The sequence below is a fragment of the Streptomyces sp. NPDC048417 genome, from assembly GCF_040651615.1.
Taxonomy (GTDB): domain Bacteria; phylum Actinomycetota; class Actinomycetes; order Streptomycetales; family Streptomycetaceae; genus Streptomyces.
Genome location: NZ_JBEZKI010000014.1, coordinates 59,861 through 75,989, shown reverse-complemented (window position 1 = coordinate 75,989; position 16,129 = coordinate 59,861). Strand labels below are relative to the sequence as shown.

At 69.8% G+C, this 16,129-nt stretch carries 12 protein-coding genes; all 12 read right to left on the bottom strand.

Features of this window, described 5'->3' with window-relative positions; all coding sequences use genetic code 11:
* Nucleotides 1–39: 39 nt before the first annotated feature.
* Nucleotides 40–1,692 (bottom strand): glucose-6-phosphate isomerase, encoded by a 1,653-nt coding sequence (pgi, locus tag AB0D59_RS22595; RefSeq protein WP_362568053.1) that lies wholly within the window; start codon nucleotides 1,690–1,692, stop codon nucleotides 40–42.
* Between the two features lie 65 nt (nucleotides 1,693–1,757).
* On the bottom strand, nucleotides 1,758–2,450 hold the full coding sequence (locus tag AB0D59_RS22590) for a hypothetical protein (RefSeq protein WP_362568051.1): 693 nt from the start codon (nucleotides 2,448–2,450) through the stop codon (nucleotides 1,758–1,760).
* A gap of 116 nt (nucleotides 2,451–2,566) precedes the next feature.
* Nucleotides 2,567–2,902, bottom strand: coding sequence for an RNA polymerase-binding protein RbpA (locus AB0D59_RS22585; RefSeq protein WP_362568048.1), 336 nt, complete (start codon nucleotides 2,900–2,902; stop codon nucleotides 2,567–2,569).
* A gap of 210 nt (nucleotides 2,903–3,112) precedes the next feature.
* Entirely contained in the window at nucleotides 3,113–3,343 is a 231-nt protein-coding gene (gene secG / locus AB0D59_RS22580; RefSeq protein WP_351733361.1) for a preprotein translocase subunit SecG, read from the bottom strand.
* Nucleotides 3,344–3,485: 142 nt separating this feature from the next.
* A complete protein-coding gene (tpiA, locus tag AB0D59_RS22575) occupies nucleotides 3,486–4,241 on the bottom strand; it encodes a triose-phosphate isomerase (protein ID WP_362568536.1) in 756 nt (251 codons plus the stop codon).
* A gap of 41 nt (nucleotides 4,242–4,282) precedes the next feature.
* On the bottom strand, nucleotides 4,283–5,494 hold the full coding sequence (locus AB0D59_RS22570) for a phosphoglycerate kinase (RefSeq protein ID WP_362568046.1): 1,212 nt from the start codon (nucleotides 5,492–5,494) through the stop codon (nucleotides 4,283–4,285).
* Between the two features lie 150 nt (nucleotides 5,495–5,644).
* Nucleotides 5,645–6,655 carry a type I glyceraldehyde-3-phosphate dehydrogenase gene (gene gap, locus AB0D59_RS22565; RefSeq protein ID WP_362568043.1) on the bottom strand — a complete coding sequence of 337 codons (1,011 nt, stop codon included), beginning with the start codon at nucleotides 6,653–6,655 and terminating at the stop codon, nucleotides 5,645–5,647.
* Nucleotides 6,656–6,929: 274 nt separating this feature from the next.
* Nucleotides 6,930–9,884 (bottom strand): M14 family zinc carboxypeptidase, encoded by a 2,955-nt coding sequence (locus tag AB0D59_RS22560; RefSeq protein WP_362568040.1) that lies wholly within the window; start codon nucleotides 9,882–9,884, stop codon nucleotides 6,930–6,932.
* 168 nt (nucleotides 9,885–10,052) lie between these two features.
* On the bottom strand, nucleotides 10,053–11,042 hold the full coding sequence (gene whiA, locus AB0D59_RS22555) for a DNA-binding protein WhiA (protein ID WP_089100932.1): 990 nt from the start codon (nucleotides 11,040–11,042) through the stop codon (nucleotides 10,053–10,055).
* Nucleotides 11,033–12,100: a uridine diphosphate-N-acetylglucosamine-binding protein YvcK gene (yvcK, locus tag AB0D59_RS22550; RefSeq protein WP_351694916.1), complete on the bottom strand. Its 1,068-nt coding sequence runs from the start codon at nucleotides 12,098–12,100 to the stop codon at nucleotides 11,033–11,035. Before yvcK ends, whiA begins: the two co-directional genes overlap by 10 nt.
* Nucleotides 12,097–13,137, bottom strand: a complete 1,041-nt coding sequence (gene rapZ, locus AB0D59_RS22545; protein WP_362568035.1) for an RNase adapter RapZ — start codon at nucleotides 13,135–13,137, stop codon at nucleotides 12,097–12,099. The genes yvcK and rapZ overlap by 4 nt, the downstream gene beginning before the upstream one ends.
* Nucleotides 13,134–15,425, bottom strand: a complete 2,292-nt coding sequence (uvrC, locus tag AB0D59_RS22540) for an excinuclease ABC subunit UvrC (RefSeq protein WP_362568032.1) — start codon at nucleotides 15,423–15,425, stop codon at nucleotides 13,134–13,136. Before uvrC ends, rapZ begins: the two co-directional genes overlap by 4 nt.
* Between the last annotated feature and the right edge of the window lie 704 nt (nucleotides 15,426–16,129).

Below are 16,129 nucleotides of genomic sequence, written 5' to 3'. Positions count from 1 at the left end.
TACGGCCCGGTGGCCGTACGGGTTCTTCCATGTCCGGGCCTAACGCCCGCGCAGCTCCCGGTACTTGGCCACCAGGGCCTTCGTCGACGCGTCCAGGCCGGGCACCTCCGCGCCCTCCGTCAGTGCCGGTTCGACGCGCTTGGCGAGGACCTTGCCGAGCTCCACGCCCCACTGGTCGAAGGAGTCGATGTTCCAGACGGCGCCCTGGGTGAACACCTTGTGCTCGTAGAGGGCGACGAGCTGGCCGAGGACCGACGGGGTCAGTGCGCGGGCGAGGATCGTGGTCGTCGGGCGGTTGCCCTTGAAGGTCTTGTGCGGGACCAGCTCTTCCGGCACGCCCTCCGCGCGGACCTCCTCGGCCGTCTTACCGAAGGCCAGCGCCTGGGTCTGGGCGAAGAAGTTCGCCATCAACAGGTCGTGCTGCGCCTTGAGTTCACCGCTCAGCTCGGCGACCGGCTCGGCGAAGCCGATGAAGTCCGCCGGGATCAGCTTCGTGCCCTGGTGGATCAACTGGTAGTACGCGTGCTGCCCGTTGGTGCCGGGCGTGCCCCAGACGACCGGGCCGGTGGTCCAGTCGACCTCCTTGCCGTCCCGCGCCACGTGCTTGCCGTTGGACTCCATGTCCAGCTGCTGGAGGTACGCGGTGAACCTCGACAGGTAGTGGCTGTACGGCAGGACCGCGTGCGACTGGGCGTCGTGGAAGTTGTCGTACCAGATGCCGAGCAGGCCCAGCAGGAGCGGGACATTGGACTCGGCGGGGGCGGTGCGGAAGTGCTCGTCGACCAGGTGGAAGCCGTCGAGCATCTCGCGGAAGCGGTCCGGGCCGATGGCGATCATCAGCGAGAGGCCGATGGCGGAGTCGTAGGAGTAGCGGCCGCCGACCCAGTCCCAGAACTCGAACATGTTGGCCGTGTCGATGCCGAAGTCGGCGACCTTCTCGGAGTTGGTCGACAGGGCCACGAAGTGCTTGGCGACGGCGTCCTGACCGGCCTCCAGCTCGCCGAGCAGCCAGTTGCGGGCCGAGGTGGCGTTGGTGATCGTCTCGATCGTGGTGAACGTCTTCGAGGCGACGATGAACAGCGTCTCGGCCGCGTCCAGGTCACGGGTGGCCTCGTGCAGGTCGGCGCCGTCGACGTTGGACACGAAGCGGACCGTGAGGTCGCGGTCGGCGAAGCTGCGCAGCACCTCGTAGGCCATCGCGGGGCCGAGGTCGGAGCCGCCGATCCCGATGTTGACCACGTTCTTGATGCGCTTGCCGGTGTGGCCGGTCCAGGCACCCGAGCGGACGCGATCGGCGAAGCCGCTCATCTTGTCCAGGACCGCGTGCACCTGCGGTACGACGTTCTCGCCGTCGACCTCGATCACCGCGTCACGCGGGGCGCGCAGTGCCGTGTGCAGCACGGCGCGGTTCTCGGTGACGTTGATCTTCTCGCCGCGGAACATGGCGTCCCGCAGGCCGAAGACGTCGGTGGCGGCGGCCAGCTCGCGCAGCAGCCGCAGCGTCTCGTCGTTGACCAGGTGCTTCGAGTAGTCGATGTGGAGGTCACCGACCTGGAGGGTGTAGCCCGTGCCGCGCGCCGGGTCGGCGGCGAACAGGTCCCGCAGATGGGTGTCGGCGAGCTCCTCCCGGTGCTTGGCGAGCGCGGTCCACTCGGGCGTCTGGTTGAGCCTGGTACGGCCGTCTGCGTTCATGTGCGACTTTCAGCCTTCTTCCTTGCACCTGTCCTGTTGCGTGCCTGCCCCGCTGCCGTTCCAACCTAATTGATCAGCGTGGGGCGCGGCCTGCTGTCGCGCCGTCCCGCGGCGCAACAACAGGTACGTCCGGCTTGCGCACCGGTATCAACGAGGTGACGGCCAGGCCGGACAGGACGGCGACGTGCGGCGCGCCGGACGTCGAGGAGGTGCGGAAGGCGGCGGCGATCCGGCCGGTCATCGACTCGGGTGCGCGTTGCTGCATCAGCGTGACCTGGTTGACGGTCCACACCATGTTTCATCGCGCCGAGCAGCAGCCTGCCGGTGACGAGGGCGCCGAGGTGGCGGACGGAGCCGATGAGGACCAGGGAGGACAGCACGGCCGTGGACGCGTTGTCGGAGAGCGTCTGGAGCGTGGTCAGCGCGAAGGCGAGCAGGAGCAGCAGCGGGACTAAGGCGTGGCCGAGCACCACGGCGCGTGCGAAGGCGGCGACGAGCAGCCCTCGTACGGTGTCCACGGCCCACATGGCGCGCCGCCGGTCCTCCCGGTCCGCGACGGCGCCGCCGAGCAGCGGCCACGGCACGTAGCCGCAGGCGGTCACCGAGGCGATGGCGAGGGAATCGTCGGTCAGGCGCGCGGCCGGCAGGGGCAGCGCGGACGTCCGTGACGCGTCCCCGAACCGGGAGACCACGGCGGCCGTCCACAGCCGCCCGAATCCCCCGCGCCACGCGGGCGCCCGCTCCTGAACCGTCATCATCGCCCCCTCACGATGCGCCGATGCACAAACCGTAGAGGGCACCACTGACAACGGCCCGGGGCCGGCCGCGGAGAAGACTCCGGCCAGGCGCCCTCAGGCACCGGCCGGCCCGACTCCTAGATCTCGCCCCGCAGTTTGGCGAGCGCCTCGGCGAGGATCGCCTCGCCGTCCGCGTCGCTGCGCCGCTCCCGTACATACGCGAGGTGCGTCTTGTACGGCTCGGTGCGCGGCGGGTCCGGCGGGTTGTCCCGGTCCTGACCGGCCGGGAAGCCACAGCGCGGGCAGTCCCAGGTCTCGGGCACCTGCGCGTCGCTGGCGAAGCTCGGCTGCGTCTCGTGCTCGTTGGAGCACCAGAAGGAGATGCGCAGACGCGGCGCGGACTCGCCGCGCTCGGCCTCGCCCATCGGCCCCGCCCCGACCCGGCTACCTCGGATCGCGTTGCCACTTGCCACGGTCGTAACTCCCTGCGTGATGGTGCCGCGAAGCGAGTCGGCGTGTCGCTTCGTTGCGAGCGCCTCAGTCTACGTAAGGCCCAACGCGCGTCCAGTGTTGGGAGTTACCGCCCCCGCACCTAGACGCAAGCCCCATGATAGGCCGCGCTCAGGTGCGCGTACCGAACATGGGGCCTTACGTACGGATTGTGCGTGTGTGCGAGTCGCGGATCAGCTGTTCGTCTTCATCAGCATGCCGAGGACGATGATGCACGCGAACCACAGCAGACCGATCACCACGGTGATCCGGTCCAGGTTCCGCTCGGCGACCGAGGAGCCGCCGACGGAGGACTGCATGCCGCCACCGAACATGTCGGAGAGGCCGCCGCCCTTGCCCTTGTGCATCAGCACCAGCAGCATCATCAGCAGGCTGAAGACGATCAGGGCGATCGAGAACCCCAGAACCACGGCTGGACCAACTTCCTCGGATACGGATGGACTGCGGGGCCGAAACCGGGACCGGAGCTCGGAACACGCTCCTGATAACAGTTTCGGCCCCGCAAGGGTACGACGGATCCTCGCTACCGCCTACTCGCGGGTCCCCTCACTGGTCGCGGAAGCGCACGATCTTGACGAATTCGTCGGCGTCCAGCGAGGCACCGCCGACCAGCGCGCCGTCGATGTCGGCCTGCGCCATGATCTCGGCCACGTTGCCGGCCTTGACGGAGCCGCCGTACTGGATACGGACCTGGTCGGCCAGCTCCTGGCTGTACAGCTCGGCGACCTTGGCGCGGATCGCGGCGCAGACCTCCTGGGCGTCCCCGGAACCGCAGACCTTGCCGGTGCCGATGGCCCAGACGGGCTCGTAGGCGATCACGATCGACTCGGCCTGCTCGGCCGTGACGTCCTTCAGACCGCCCTCGACCTGGGCGAGGGTGTGGGAGACGTGGTTGCCCGCCTCGCGGACCTCCAGCTCCTCGCCGACGCACAGGATCGGGGTCAGACCGTGCTTGTAGGCGGCCTTGACCTTGGCGTTCACGATCTCGTCGGTCTCCGCGTGGTACTGCCGGCGCTCGGAGTGGCCGATGACCACGTACGTGCACTTCAGCTTGGCCAGCATCGGACCGGAGATCTCGCCGGTGTAGGCGCCGGAGTCGTACGCCGAGAGGTCCTGGGCGCCGTACTTGATCTTGAGCTTGTCGCCGTCGACCAGGGTCTGCACGGAACGCAGGTCGGTGAAGGGCGGCAGGACGGTGACCTCGACGGCCTCGTAGTCCTTGTCGGCCAGGGCGAAGGCGAGCTTCTGGACGTGCGCGATGGCCTCGAGGTGGTTGAGGTTCATCTTCCAGTTGCCCGCCATGATCGGCGTGCGCCCAGAAGAAATAGATTCAGCCATGTAGGTCAGTCCTCCAGTGCGGCGAGGCCGGGGAGCGTCTTGCCCTCAAGGTATTCGAGGGAGGCGCCGCCACCGGTCGAGATGTGTCCGAACGCGTTCTCGTCGAAGCCGAGGATGCGCACGGCGGCTGCGGAGTCACCGCCGCCGACGACGGTGAAGCCCTTGGACTCGACGAGAGCCTGGGCGACCGCGCGGGTGCCCGCGGCGTAGTCGGGGTGCTCGAAGACGCCCATGGGACCGTTCCAGAAGACGGTGGCGGCGTCGGCGAGCTTCGAGGCGTACAGCTTGGCCGTCTCCGGGCCGATGTCCAGGCCCATCTGGCCGGCCGGCATGGCGTCCGCGGCGACCGTGCTGGGGTTGGACGGAGCCTTGCCGGACAGGTCCGGGAACTCGGGAGCGACCAGCGTGTCGACGGGCAGGACGATCTCGACGCCGGTCTTCTCGGCGCGCTCCAGGTACTCGGTGACGGTGTCGAGCTGGTCCTCCTGGAGGAGGGAGCTGCCGACCTCGTACCCCTTGGCCTTGAGGAAGGTGTAGACCATGCCGCCGCCGATGAGGAGGCGGTCGGCCTTGCCGAGCAGTTCGTCGATGACGGCGAGCTTGTCGGAGACCTTGGCGCCGCCGAGCACCACCACGTAGGGGCGCTTGACGTCCTCGGTGAGCTTCTTCAGGACGCCGACCTCGGTGGCGATCAGGTAGCCGGCGTAGTGCGGCAGCCGGGCCGGAAGGTCGTAGACGGAGGCGTGCCCCCGGTGCACGGCGCCGAAGCCGTCACCGACGTAGACGTCCGCGAGGGCGGCGAGCTGGTCGGCGAACTCGCCGCGCTCGGTGTCGTCCTTCGAGGTCTCGCCGGCGTTGAAACGCAGGTTCTCGATGACCGCGACCTGGCCGGGCTGCAGGCCGTTCACCGCGTCGTGGGCGGCGGGGCCGACGGTGTCCTGGGCGAAGGCGACCGGGGCGCCGAGGAGTTCGGCGAGCCGCTCGGCGGCCTGGAGCAGCGAGAACTTGGGGTCCGGGGCGCCCTTGGGGCGGCCCAGGTGCGAGGCGACGACCACCTTGGCGCCCGCGTCGGCGAGGGCCTTGACGGTGGGCAGGACGGCGCGGATGCGGCCGTCGTCGGTGATGAGGCCGTCGGACATCGGCACGTTGAGGTCGGCGCGGACGAAGACCCGCTTGCCGTCGACCCCTTCGGCGAGGAGTTCGTCGATCGTCTTCATGGGTGGGGACTCCTACAGGAGGGCTCTTGATCGTACGAGGGCTGATCGAACCGTAGACGCCGGGTCGATCCTTACGCGCGTCAGGGCTCGGGCGGCGCGACCGTGCGCTGCCCGAGCCCTGCTACCGCATCGAGGTGCCTGCTTGGCCGATCAGAGCTGGTTGCCGACGAAGACCGTGAGGTCGACGAGGCGGTTGGAGTAGCCCCACTCGTTGTCGTACCAGCCGAGGATCTTCACCGTGTTGCCCTCCTGGACCATGGTCAGGGAGGAGTCGAAGGTGCAGGAGGCCGGGTCGCCGACGATGTCCGAGGAGACGATCTCGTCCTCGGTGTACGCCAGGTAGCCGCTCAGGTCGCCGTCCTCGGAGGCCTTCTTGAACGCGGCGTTGACCTCGTCCTTGGTGACCTCGCGCTGCAGCGTCACGACCAGGTCGGTGGCCGAGCCGGTCGGGACCGGGACGCGCATCGCGATGCCGTCCAGCTTGCCCTTGAGCTGCGGCAGGACCAGGGCGGTGGCCTTCGCGGCACCGGTGGTGGTCGGGATGATGTTCTCGGCGGCGGCACGCGCGCGACGCAGGTCCTTGTGCGGGAAGTCCAGGATCCGCTGGTCGTTCGTGTACGCGTGCACCGTCGTCATCAGGCCCTTGACGATGCCGAAGTTCTCGTCGAGGACCTTCGCCATCGGCGCCACACAGTTGGTGGTGCAGGAGGCGTTGGAGATGACGTGGTGGCTCGCCGGGTCGTACTTGTCCTGGTTGACGCCCATCACGATGGTGATGTCCTCGTCCTTGGCCGGAGCCGAGATGAGGACCTTCTTCGCACCACCGGCGATGTGCTTGGCGGCGTCGTCCTTCTTGGTGAAGATGCCGGTCGACTCGATGACGATGTCGACGCCCAGCTCACCCCACGGGATGTCGGAGGGGTTGCGCTCGGACAGGACCTTGATGGTGTGACCGTCGACCGTGATGGTGTCGGCGGTGTGCGAGACCTCGGCCTTGAGGCGCCCAAGGATCGTGTCGTACTTGAGCAGGTGGGCGGTGGTCGCGGTGTCACCCAGGTCGTTGACAGCCACGATCTCGATGTCAGCACCCTGCTCCAGCAGCGCGCGGAAGTAGTTGCGACCAATGCGGCCGAAGCCGTTGATGCCTACGCGGATCGTCACGAACCGATCTCCTCGTTGGTACGCCGGCCATGCGGTGCCGGCGAGCTGTATTTGGGATGTCCCCGACCACCCACGACCCTACCTCCCTGAGGCTCCCGAGGTGACATCCAGATGCCCCATACACGGCGAGGCGGTCCGTACCCGCCAGTAGGGGTACGGACCACCTCGGATCGGGGGTCGTATCACGCCGCTTTGTCACGGAATGCCGACCGCGTTTCAGCCTGTTGTCACTCGTTCGTGAGCGGGTCGGCTCACTTGTCGCGTGCCGTCGCGATCAGTTGTCGAGTGCCGTCAACGCCTTCTTCACCAGAGAGGCACGCTCGGCGGCCGAGGTGACCTGTTCCAGGCCGAAGCCGAGCAGCACGGTGCGGCCGGTGGTGACGGCCCCGTACGTCTTGAACAGGGCTCCGGTGCGCTCCCAGTCCTTGAGGACGGCCGGACTGCCGGCCGGCGGTCCGCTGACGCTCCAGGCGCCCAAGGAGGTTTCGAAGCCCTCGGTCTGGGTGGCCGTGCCGCCGGTCACGAGCGAGGCCTCGTCGACGAGGACGCCGTGTCCGCCGGTGCTCGGGTCGGTGATGTAGCCGATGGAGACCTCGACGGTCTTCCCGGCGTAGGCGCTCAGGTCGAACTTCACGGACTGCCAGCCCGCGGAGCTGCCGGTGAGGCTGTGCCAGGAGCCAGTGGTGCCGCTCGCGGTGCACTGGTTGTTCCCGATGGTCAGGTAGTGCTTGAGCCACGGGTGCTCGGCGATCAGGAACCCGGCCCCGCACTCGCTCGGCACGGCGTCACTGGTGGCACCGCCCGCCTCGGGCAGGGTCGTCCAGTCGTCGGCGCCCACGATGTGCGCCTCGACCACCGCGTGGTCGTAGCCGGGCTCGGTGTCCCAGAGCAGCTTGGCGCTCAGGGCCGGCTGGTCGGACGCGGTGACACCGGTGAGGTCGATGGTGCGGGTGAGGCGCTTGTAGGCGTCGTCGGTGTGCACGGCCGCCGCCATGTAGGACCCCGAGTACGGCCCGTACGGGTTGATGGTCCCGGCGAACTGGCCGGCGCCCGCGCTGGCGAACTGGGGGTAGGTCTCGGTGGAGAGCTCGTCCGAGGTGACGGAGTAGGTCCCGGCCTTGTCGAGCGGGTTGGCGGTGGTGCCGCTGAGGGCTCCGCCGAAGCCGTCCAGCGAACCGGAGCCGGTGAAGCCGGTGGCGCCCGGTGTCGACGTACGGGAGTAGGCGCCCAGGTAGTACTGGCTGAAGTCGTTGGACGGGGTGCCGTCGCCGAGGTCGACGCTGCCACCGGCCAGCTCGCCCGCCTCGACCAGCTTGCCGCCCTCGTTGAGATAGGCGCGCAGCTGCAGCTGGGTGTCGTTGCCGGGGCCCTTGGTGCCGGAGTAGTGGACGACCGTCCCGAAGTGCTTCAGCACGCCGAGTGCGTCGGGTGCGCCCTGGGTGGCGACGTCCCAGACGACCGCCTTGTGCCCGGCCGCCTTCAGCGCGTCGACATAGGTCTGGGCCTCGGTGGCCTTGGCGCCTTCCTCGGCGACCACCAGGGTGTCCGCCTTGGGGCGCTCGGCGACGGTGTACGTGAAGTGCGAGCTGGAGACCTTCTTGCCGCTCTTGGTCTCACCGGTGAACCAGACCTCGACCTTGTCGCCCGGCACGCCGTCCTTCACCTTGGCCCGGTACTCGTCGAAGTAGAGGTTGTCGTCACCACCGTAGGTCTCGCCGCCCTTCCAGGCCCTGAGTGCCGTGTCCCGTGTGCGGCCGCCGTTGACGCGGTACTTCAGCTCCTTGTCGCGGATCGCCTTGCGGACGACGGCGGAGACCTCCTGGTCGGCGCCACGCGAGTACGACGTGGAGAACGTGGCCGGGGTGAAGTCGGCGGCGCTCAGGCCGACCGAGGAGACCGGCTGGTCGGGGTGGGCGGCGGTCTCGGCGACGGACAGCGCGAACGGAACGTTCTTCGCGAACTCGTCCTGGATGAGCGTCTCGTCGTCCGGGAAGTTGAAGACCGACTGGCAGTCGGCGGCGTTCCAGGCGTCGTTCGGGTCGATGTTCGAGGCCGTCTGGCAGGTCGACATCTCGGGGGTGAACATCGCCATGCCGTTGACGTTCGACGCGTGGCCGTCCGCCTCGCCGTTGGTGGTGTACAGCTCCGAGGAGACCTGCGAGCGGTAGCCGGGGATCGCCGGGTTGTCCGGGGTGCCGGCCAGCGCCTTGTAGAGGACGTCGTCCGGGGTCGGGGTGGCCACCTGCCAGCCGACGCCGTAGAGGAGGAGTTCGCCGGCCGAGTGGTAGTTGATGCCGTACGAGAAGCCGACGCGCTTCTCGAAGTCGTCCAGCGCCTTGGTCTCGGGCTCGGACTCGGGGCTCGCGCCGCGGTAGGTCTCGCTGGTGGGGTTCGGGGACGAACCCTCGTCGTCGTAGCCCCACTTGTAGCCGAAGTTGCGGTTGAGGTCGACGCCGTCACCCGTGCTGATGGCGCCGTCGCCGTTGACATCCCGCAGGTTCTTGCGCCACAGGCGGGCGTCGGAGTCCTGGAAGGTGTAGTCGTAGCCGTCGGGGTTGGCCGACAGCACGAACCACAGCTCGGTCGAGTCGACGATCTTCTTGATGCGCTTGTCGGTGCTGTAGTTGTCCAGGTAGTAGTGCATCAGCCGGCGGGTCATCTCCGGCGTGATCCACTCGCGCGCGTGCTGGTTGGACACGTACAGCACGGAGGGCTTCGAGCCGTCCTTGGAACTCTTCGCGCCCTTGGTCAGTTTGAGCGCGAGGATGTCCTGGCCGTTGACCGTCCTGCCGATGGACTCGACCTTGGTGAGGCCGGGGTTGGCCTGCGCGGTCCGGAGGATCTCCTCCTTGAGCCCGCCGCTGCCGCTGTACGGGCGGAACACGCCCTGGGAGGCGTCCGCGACACGGGTCTCCGCCTTGGCCGACAGCGTGTGTTCGGTGAGGTCGACGCCCTGCTTCTCCAGGGTCCGGGCCTGCCCGCCGGTGAGATAGAGCTCGACTTCGGTCTTGCCGGATCCGGTGACCTGGTCGCCGAGCTCATGGCCGTCCTGGCCGGCCTTGAGCAGCAGGGGAATCTGCTTCTTGGTGACGTCGGCGCGGTAGACCTTGACCTCGTCGGGGTCGGGCTTCGCCGAACCCGCGGTCTGCGCCTGGGCCATGGGTGCGAGTGCGGCTCCGCCGATCAGAAGCGCGCCGACAGCGAGGATCGATCTCGCTCTGTGTCTCATGAACCCCCCTAGCAGTGGCCCGCCACGGCGGCGAACCCCTGCCAGGCTCATGACACTTCATGATCCAGTCAAGGGCGCCTCACGGACAGCTCATGGTGGCTTAAAAGAGATGCAAACGCCGGTGCCGACGACCGTCGTGGCCATCGACACCGGCGTGTTGACGGTGCCTCAGCCTGCGAGGTTGTCGGCCAGTTCCTCGCTGAGGTTGGCCTCGGTGCCCGGGATGCCCAGGTCAGACGCGCGCTTGTCGGCCATCGCCAGCAGACGGCGGATCCGGCCCGCGACGGCGTCCTTGGTGAGCGGCGGGTCTGCTAGCGCGCCCAGCTCCTCCAGGGAGGCCTGCTTGTGCTCCATGCGCAGCCGGCCGGCCGCCGCGAGGTGCTCGGGCACCTCGTCGGCGAGGATCTCCAGGGCACGCTGGACCCGTGCTCCGGCGGCGACCGCCGCGCGCGCGGAGCGGCGCAGATTGGCGTCGTCGAAGTTGGCGAGGCGGTTCGCGGTGGCCCGCACCTCGCGGCGCATCCGGCGTTCCTCCCAGGCCAGCACGGACTCGTGCGCGCCGAGGCGGGTCAGCAGGGCGCCGATCGCGTCACCGTCCCGGACAACCACCCGGTCCACCCCGCGCACCTCACGGGCCTTCGCGGCGATGGACAGCCGGCGGGCCGCCCCGACCAGGGCGAGCGCGGCCTCCGGGCCGGGGCAGGTCACCTCCAGGGAGGACGAACGGCCGGGCTCGGTCAGCGAGCCGTGCGCCAGGAAGGCGCCGCGCCAGGCCGCCTCCGCGTCACAGGTCGCCCCGGAGACGACCTGCGGGGGCAGGCCCCGGATCGGGCGGCCCCGGCCGTCCACCAGTCCGGTCTGTCGGGCCAGCTGGTCGCCGCCCGCCACCACCCGCACCACGTACCGCGAGCCGCGGCGCAGCCCGCCGGGTGCCATCACGATCAACTCGGAACTGTGGCCGAAGATCTCCAGGATGTCCCGCTTGAGACGCCGGGCCGCCATCGCGGTGTCCAGCTCCGCCTCGATCACGATGCGCCCGCTCACCAGGTGGAGGCCGCCCGCGAACCGCAGAATGGCGGAGACCTCCGCCTTCCGGCAGCAGGTCCGGGTGACGGGTAGCCGGGAGATCTCGTCCTTCACCGCTGCCGTCATCGCCATGGGCCGATCCTTCCATGCATCCGAAAAATACGGTCGTACGCGGCGGCCAACAGCTCCGGATCATGCCGGGGTGATCCGTCGGTCCGGGCCACGGGGCCCAGCTCGACCGCGGCTCCCAGCCGCTTGGCGGCTTCGGTGAGCGAGTCGCGGTCGGGCACGGCGGCCTCGTCGGCCAGCACCACGTCCAGGGCGAGTTTAGGGGCGTGTCGGCCCAAAACCTCCAAATGACGCTGCGGGGAGAAGCCTTCGGTTTCACCCGGCTGCGGTGCGAGGTTCAGCGACAGGACCTTACGGGCCTTGGTCTCGGTGAGCGCGTCGAGGAGATCGGGGACGAGCAGGTGTGGGATCACCGAGGAGAACCAGGACCCGGGGCCCAGCACCACCCAGTCCGCGTCCAGGACCGCCGCGACGGCCTCCGGCACGGCCGGCGGGTCGTGCGGCACCAGGTGCACGGACTGCACCTCGCCGGGTGTCAGCGCCACCGTGGCCTGCCCCCGAACGATGTCCACCTCCTCCGGCCGCTCCGGGTCATGGCCCTTGACCAGGGCCTGGAGCTCCAGCGGCACGGCGGACATGGGCAGCACCCGCCCGTGCGCGCCGAGCAGCTTGCCGACCAGGTCCAGGGCCTGGACGTGGTCGCCGAGCTGTTCCCACAGAGCGACGATCAGCAGATTGCCGACCGCGTGCTCGTGCAGGTCGCCCTTGGACTGGAAGCGGTGCTGGATGACCCGGGCCCAGGTCTGGCCCCAGTCGTCGTCACCGCACAGCGCGGCGAGGGCCTTGCGCAGATCACCCGGAGGGAGCACGCCGAGTTCGTCGCGGAGGCGCCCGCTGGAGCCGCCGTCGTCGGCCACGGTGACGACGGCGGTGAGGTCGCCGGTGATCCGGCGCAGCGCGGCGAGCGAGGCGGACAGGCCCATGCCGCCGCCCAGCGCGACCACCTTGGGCTGGGCACCGCGCCGGCGCGGCCGGGCGCCGCGGGCCTCGACGGGGCGGCCCGAACGGGACTCGGGCACGACCCGGCGCAGCCTGCTCAGCCGTGGAGAGCGTCCGGTCACTCGCGCCCCATGTCCCGGTGCACGACTACGGTCTCCACTCCCTCGGCGGCCAGACGGGCAGCGAGTTTCTCGGAGACGGCGACCGAGCGGTGCTTGCCGCCCGTGCAGCCGATGGCGATGGTCACATACCGCTTGCCCTCGCGCCGGTATCCGGTCGCGATCAGTCGCAGCAGCTCGGCGTACCGGTCGAGGAACTCCTTGGCGCCCGGCTGGTTGAAGACGTACGCCGACACCTCCTCGTTGAGGCCGGTGTACGGGCGCAGCTCCGGCACCCAGTGCGGGTTGGGCAGGAACCGCATGTCGGCGACCAGGTCGGCGTCGACCGGCAGGCCGTACTTGAAGCCGAACGACATCACGGTGGCCCGCAGCTCGGGCTCCTCCTCACCGGCGAACTGGGCGTCCATCTTGGCGCGCAGCTCGTGCACGTTGAGGCTGGAGGTGTCGATCACCAGGTCGGCGTCGCCGCGCAGCTCGCGCAGCAGCTCGCGCTCGGCGGCGATGCCGTCCACGATCCGGCCGTCGCCCTGGAGGGGGTGCGGGCGGCGCACCGACTCGAAGCGGCGGACCAGGGCGTCGTCCGAGGACTCCAGGAAGACGATCCGGCGGGTGACGCCCCGGCTGTCGAGGTCGGCGAGGGACTCGCGCAGGTTGTCGAAGAAGCGCCGGCCGCGCACGTCGACGACGACCGCGATCCGGGCCACGTTGCCCTGGGAGCGGGCGCCCAGCTCGACCATGGTGGGGATGAGGGCCGGCGGGAGGTTGTCCACGACGAACCAGCCGAGGTCCTCCAGACACTTCGCCGCCGTCGACCGGCCCGCTCCCGACATGCCGGAGATGATCACCAGCTCGGGGATGGCCGCCTCGGGCACTCCGGCCGGAGTGGCGTCCGTGCTCACTTCTGCTCCGTTTTCCTGGCCCGCTTCCGCTTCCTGCGGCTGATCCTGGCCCGCCTCGTTGTGCGTTTTCTCGGGCGGACCCTGCGTGTCGCTGAACGCCGGATCTCGCCGGGCTGTGTGCTGTGCGTCGCGCTCGGTCATCTCTCCTGCCCCCGATCGTCCGGGGCGCCCGCGGGTACGGGCTCCCCCGAGGCGTCCGCCGTCGTCTCGGGCGCCTCGGAGGCGCCCGCGGGTACGGGCTCCCCCGAGGCGTCCGCCGTCGTCTCGGGCGCCTCGTCTTCCCTGTCATCCATGATCTCTCCGGTCGCCGTGTTCACGGCAGGCGCGGCCGGGGCCGCCTGGGCGAGGGCCACGGCGATGGTCTCGGCCGTCTTGCGGCCTATCCCGGGCACCTCCTGGATCTGCTCGATTGTGGCGGACCGCAGCTTCTTCACCGAGCCGAAATGCTTGATCAACGCCTGTTTGCGGGTCTCACCGAGGCCCGGTACGTCGTCCAGCGGGCCGGAGCGGAAGCGCTTGGCACGCTTGGTGCGCTGGTAGGTGATGGCGAAGCGGTGCGCCTCGTCACGGACGCGCTGGAGCAGGTAGAGACCCTCGCTGGTGCGGGGCAGGACCACGGGGTCGTCGTCCTCGGGCAGCCAGACCTCTTCGAGTCGCTTGGCGAGGCCGCAGACGGCGATGTCGTCGATACCCAGCTCGTCGAGCGCCCGCTTGGCCGCCGCGACCTGGGGCTGGCCGCCGTCGACGACCACGAGCTGGGGTGGGTAGGCGAACTTCCTGGGGCGCCCGTCGTCGTCCTTGAAACCGTTGACCGGGCCGGTGTCGGTGTCGGTGCCGGTGTCGGTGCCGGCGGCCGTCGGGGTATCGGCGGCCGCGGGTGCGCCGGAGGCTGTGAGGGCGCCGGCGTCGGTGGGCGCACCGGCGACTGTAGGCGCGTCGGCGGCCGTGGGTGCGCCGGAGGCCGTGAGGACGCCGGCGTCTGTGAGCGGGCTTTCCGTGCCGTCCTCCTCCGCCCACTCACCGGTCCTCTCCTTCTCGGCGAGGTAGCGGCGGAAGCGGCGGGTGATCACCTCGTGCATGGAGCGCACGTCGTCCTGGCCGGCGAAGCCCTTGATCTGAAAGCGGCGGTACTCGCTCTTGCGCTGCAGGCCGTCCTCGAAGACGACCATGGAGGCCACGACGTCGTCGCCCTGGAGGTGCGAGATGTCGTAGCACTCGATACGCAGGGGGGCGCTGTCCAGGTCCAGGGCGTCGGCGATCTCCTCCAGCGCCCGGGAGCGGGTGGTGAGGTCGGAGGCGCGCTTCGTCTTGTGCAGGCCGAGCGCCTGCAGGGCATTGCGCTGCACGGTCTCCATCAGGGCCTTCTTGTCGCCGCGCTGCGGAATGCGCAGCGAGACATTCGACCCGCGGCGGCCGGTGAGCCACTCCTGGACCGGCTCGACCGGCTCGGGCAACGCCGGGACCAGCACCTCCTTGGGGACGGAGTCCCCGCTCTCCTCGCCGTAGAGCTGCTGGAGGGCGTGCTCGACCAGGGCTCCGGTGGTGACGTCCTCCACCTTGTCCGTCACCCAGCCGCGCTGACCTCGCACGCGGCCCCCGCGCACATGGAAGATCTGGACGGCCGCCTCCAGCTCGTCCTCGGCGACGGCGATCAGGTCGGCGTCGGTCGCGTCGGCGAGCACGACCGCGTTCTTCTCCATGGCCTTCTTCAGGGCCTCGATGTCGTCGCGCAGGCGGGCGGCCCGCTCGTACTCCATCTCCTCGGCGGCCGCCATCATCTGCTTCTCCAGACGGCGGAGGTAGGTGCCGGTGCGGCCGGCCATGAAGTCGCAGAACTCCTCGGCCAGTTCGCGGTGGTCCTCCGGGGAGATCCGGTCGACGCAGGGGGCGGAGCACTTGCCGATGTAGCCGAGCAGGCAGGGGCGGCCGGTGCGGGTGGCGTTCTTGAACACCCCGGCGGAGCAGGTGCGCACCGGAAACACGCGCAGCAGCAGGTCGACGGTGTCCCGGATCGCCCACGCGTGGCCGTACGGCCCGAAGTAGCGAACGCCCTTCTTCTTGTGACCGCGCATCACCTGGACCCGCGGGAACTCCTCGTTCATCGTCACCGCGAGGTACGGGTAGCTCTTGTCGTCGCGGTACTTGACGTTGAACCGGGGGTCGTACTCCTTGATCCAGGAGTACTCCAGCTGGAGCGCCTCGACCTCCGTGGACACCACGGTCCACTCCACGGACGCGGCGGTGGTGACCATCGTCCGGGTGCGGGGGTGCAGGCTCGTCAGGTCCTGGAAGTAGTTCGCCAGGCGCTGGCGCAGGCTCTTCGCCTTTCCGACGTAGATCACCCGGCGGTGCTCGTCACGGAACCTGTACACCCCGGGAGAGTCCGGGATCTGTCCCGGCTTGGGGCGGTAGCTGGAGGGGTCGGCCATGTCTCACACCCTACTGGCGCACACCGACACCGCGACGAGCCTGTGGACAACCCCGGCGGGGCCGGCGGGGGCGGCAGGGCCAGCGGGGCTGCGGAAAGGAGAGGGCTCGCGGGGTGTCCGGGAACGCCGGGCGAGGAGGGGCCCGGAGGTAGAGGAGGGGCCCGGAGGTATACGGGGAATGCCGGGCAGAGGGGCATCGGAGCATCTGGGGAAGCCGGCCGACACGGCGGAGGGCATCGGGTGCGTCCGGGGATGGTGGGCTGACAGGGGAGGGGGCTCATGGGACGTCCAGGGGCGGCGCGCCGCCGCCGGGGGCCCTGGGGCGCGAGACCAGCGGCGCCAAGCGGACCCGGAGACAGCATCTGCCGAGGCGGCCGCGTGCCCCGTCACCACTCAGCCCTGTCACCACGCCCCCTCGCCGTGCAGCCCCTCGCCGTGCGGGCCCCTCGCCTGCCGCTCTCCGCCGTCGGAGCGAGAACCTCGCGCTCCGGGCGCGACCAGGCCCCGCCCGCCCGCCCGCGCCGGGAGCGGATCTCGGAATCGGCCACCTCGGTGGCATCGTGAGCCGTCCCGGCACTCCGTCGACGCGGGGCCTCCCCATGACCGGCGCGGAACCGCTGAGCCGAACGCAACGGACCTGGCACGGACCTTGCCCGGCTTCCTCCCCAAATCGGCGCCCTACGCGCGAACGGGCTTCGGCCACG

What these genes read in the sequence shown, in the direction of transcription:
- tpiA (WP_362568536.1), bottom strand. Translation starts at nt 4,241, where the DNA reads ATGGCGGGCAACTGGAAGATGAACCTCAACCACCTCGAGGCCATCGCG.
- whiA (WP_089100932.1), bottom strand. Translation starts at nt 11,042, where the DNA reads ATGGCGATGACGGCAGCGGTGAAGGACGAGATCTCCCGGCTACCCGTC.
- pgi (WP_362568053.1), bottom strand. Translation starts at nt 1,692, where the DNA reads ATGAACGCAGACGGCCGTACCAGGCTCAACCAGACGCCCGAGTGGACC.
- AB0D59_RS22570 (WP_362568046.1), bottom strand. Translation starts at nt 5,494, where the DNA reads ATGAAGACGATCGACGAACTCCTCGCCGAAGGGGTCGACGGCAAGCGG.
- AB0D59_RS22560 (WP_362568040.1), bottom strand. Translation starts at nt 9,884, where the DNA reads ATGAGACACAGAGCGAGATCGATCCTCGCTGTCGGCGCGCTTCTGATC.
- rapZ (WP_362568035.1), bottom strand. Translation starts at nt 13,137, where the DNA reads ATGACCGAGCGCGACGCACAGCACACAGCCCGGCGAGATCCGGCGTTC.
- AB0D59_RS22590 (WP_362568051.1), bottom strand. Translation starts at nt 2,450, where the DNA reads ATGATGACGGTTCAGGAGCGGGCGCCCGCGTGGCGCGGGGGATTCGGG.
- uvrC (WP_362568032.1), bottom strand. Translation starts at nt 15,425, where the DNA reads ATGGCCGACCCCTCCAGCTACCGCCCCAAGCCGGGACAGATCCCGGAC.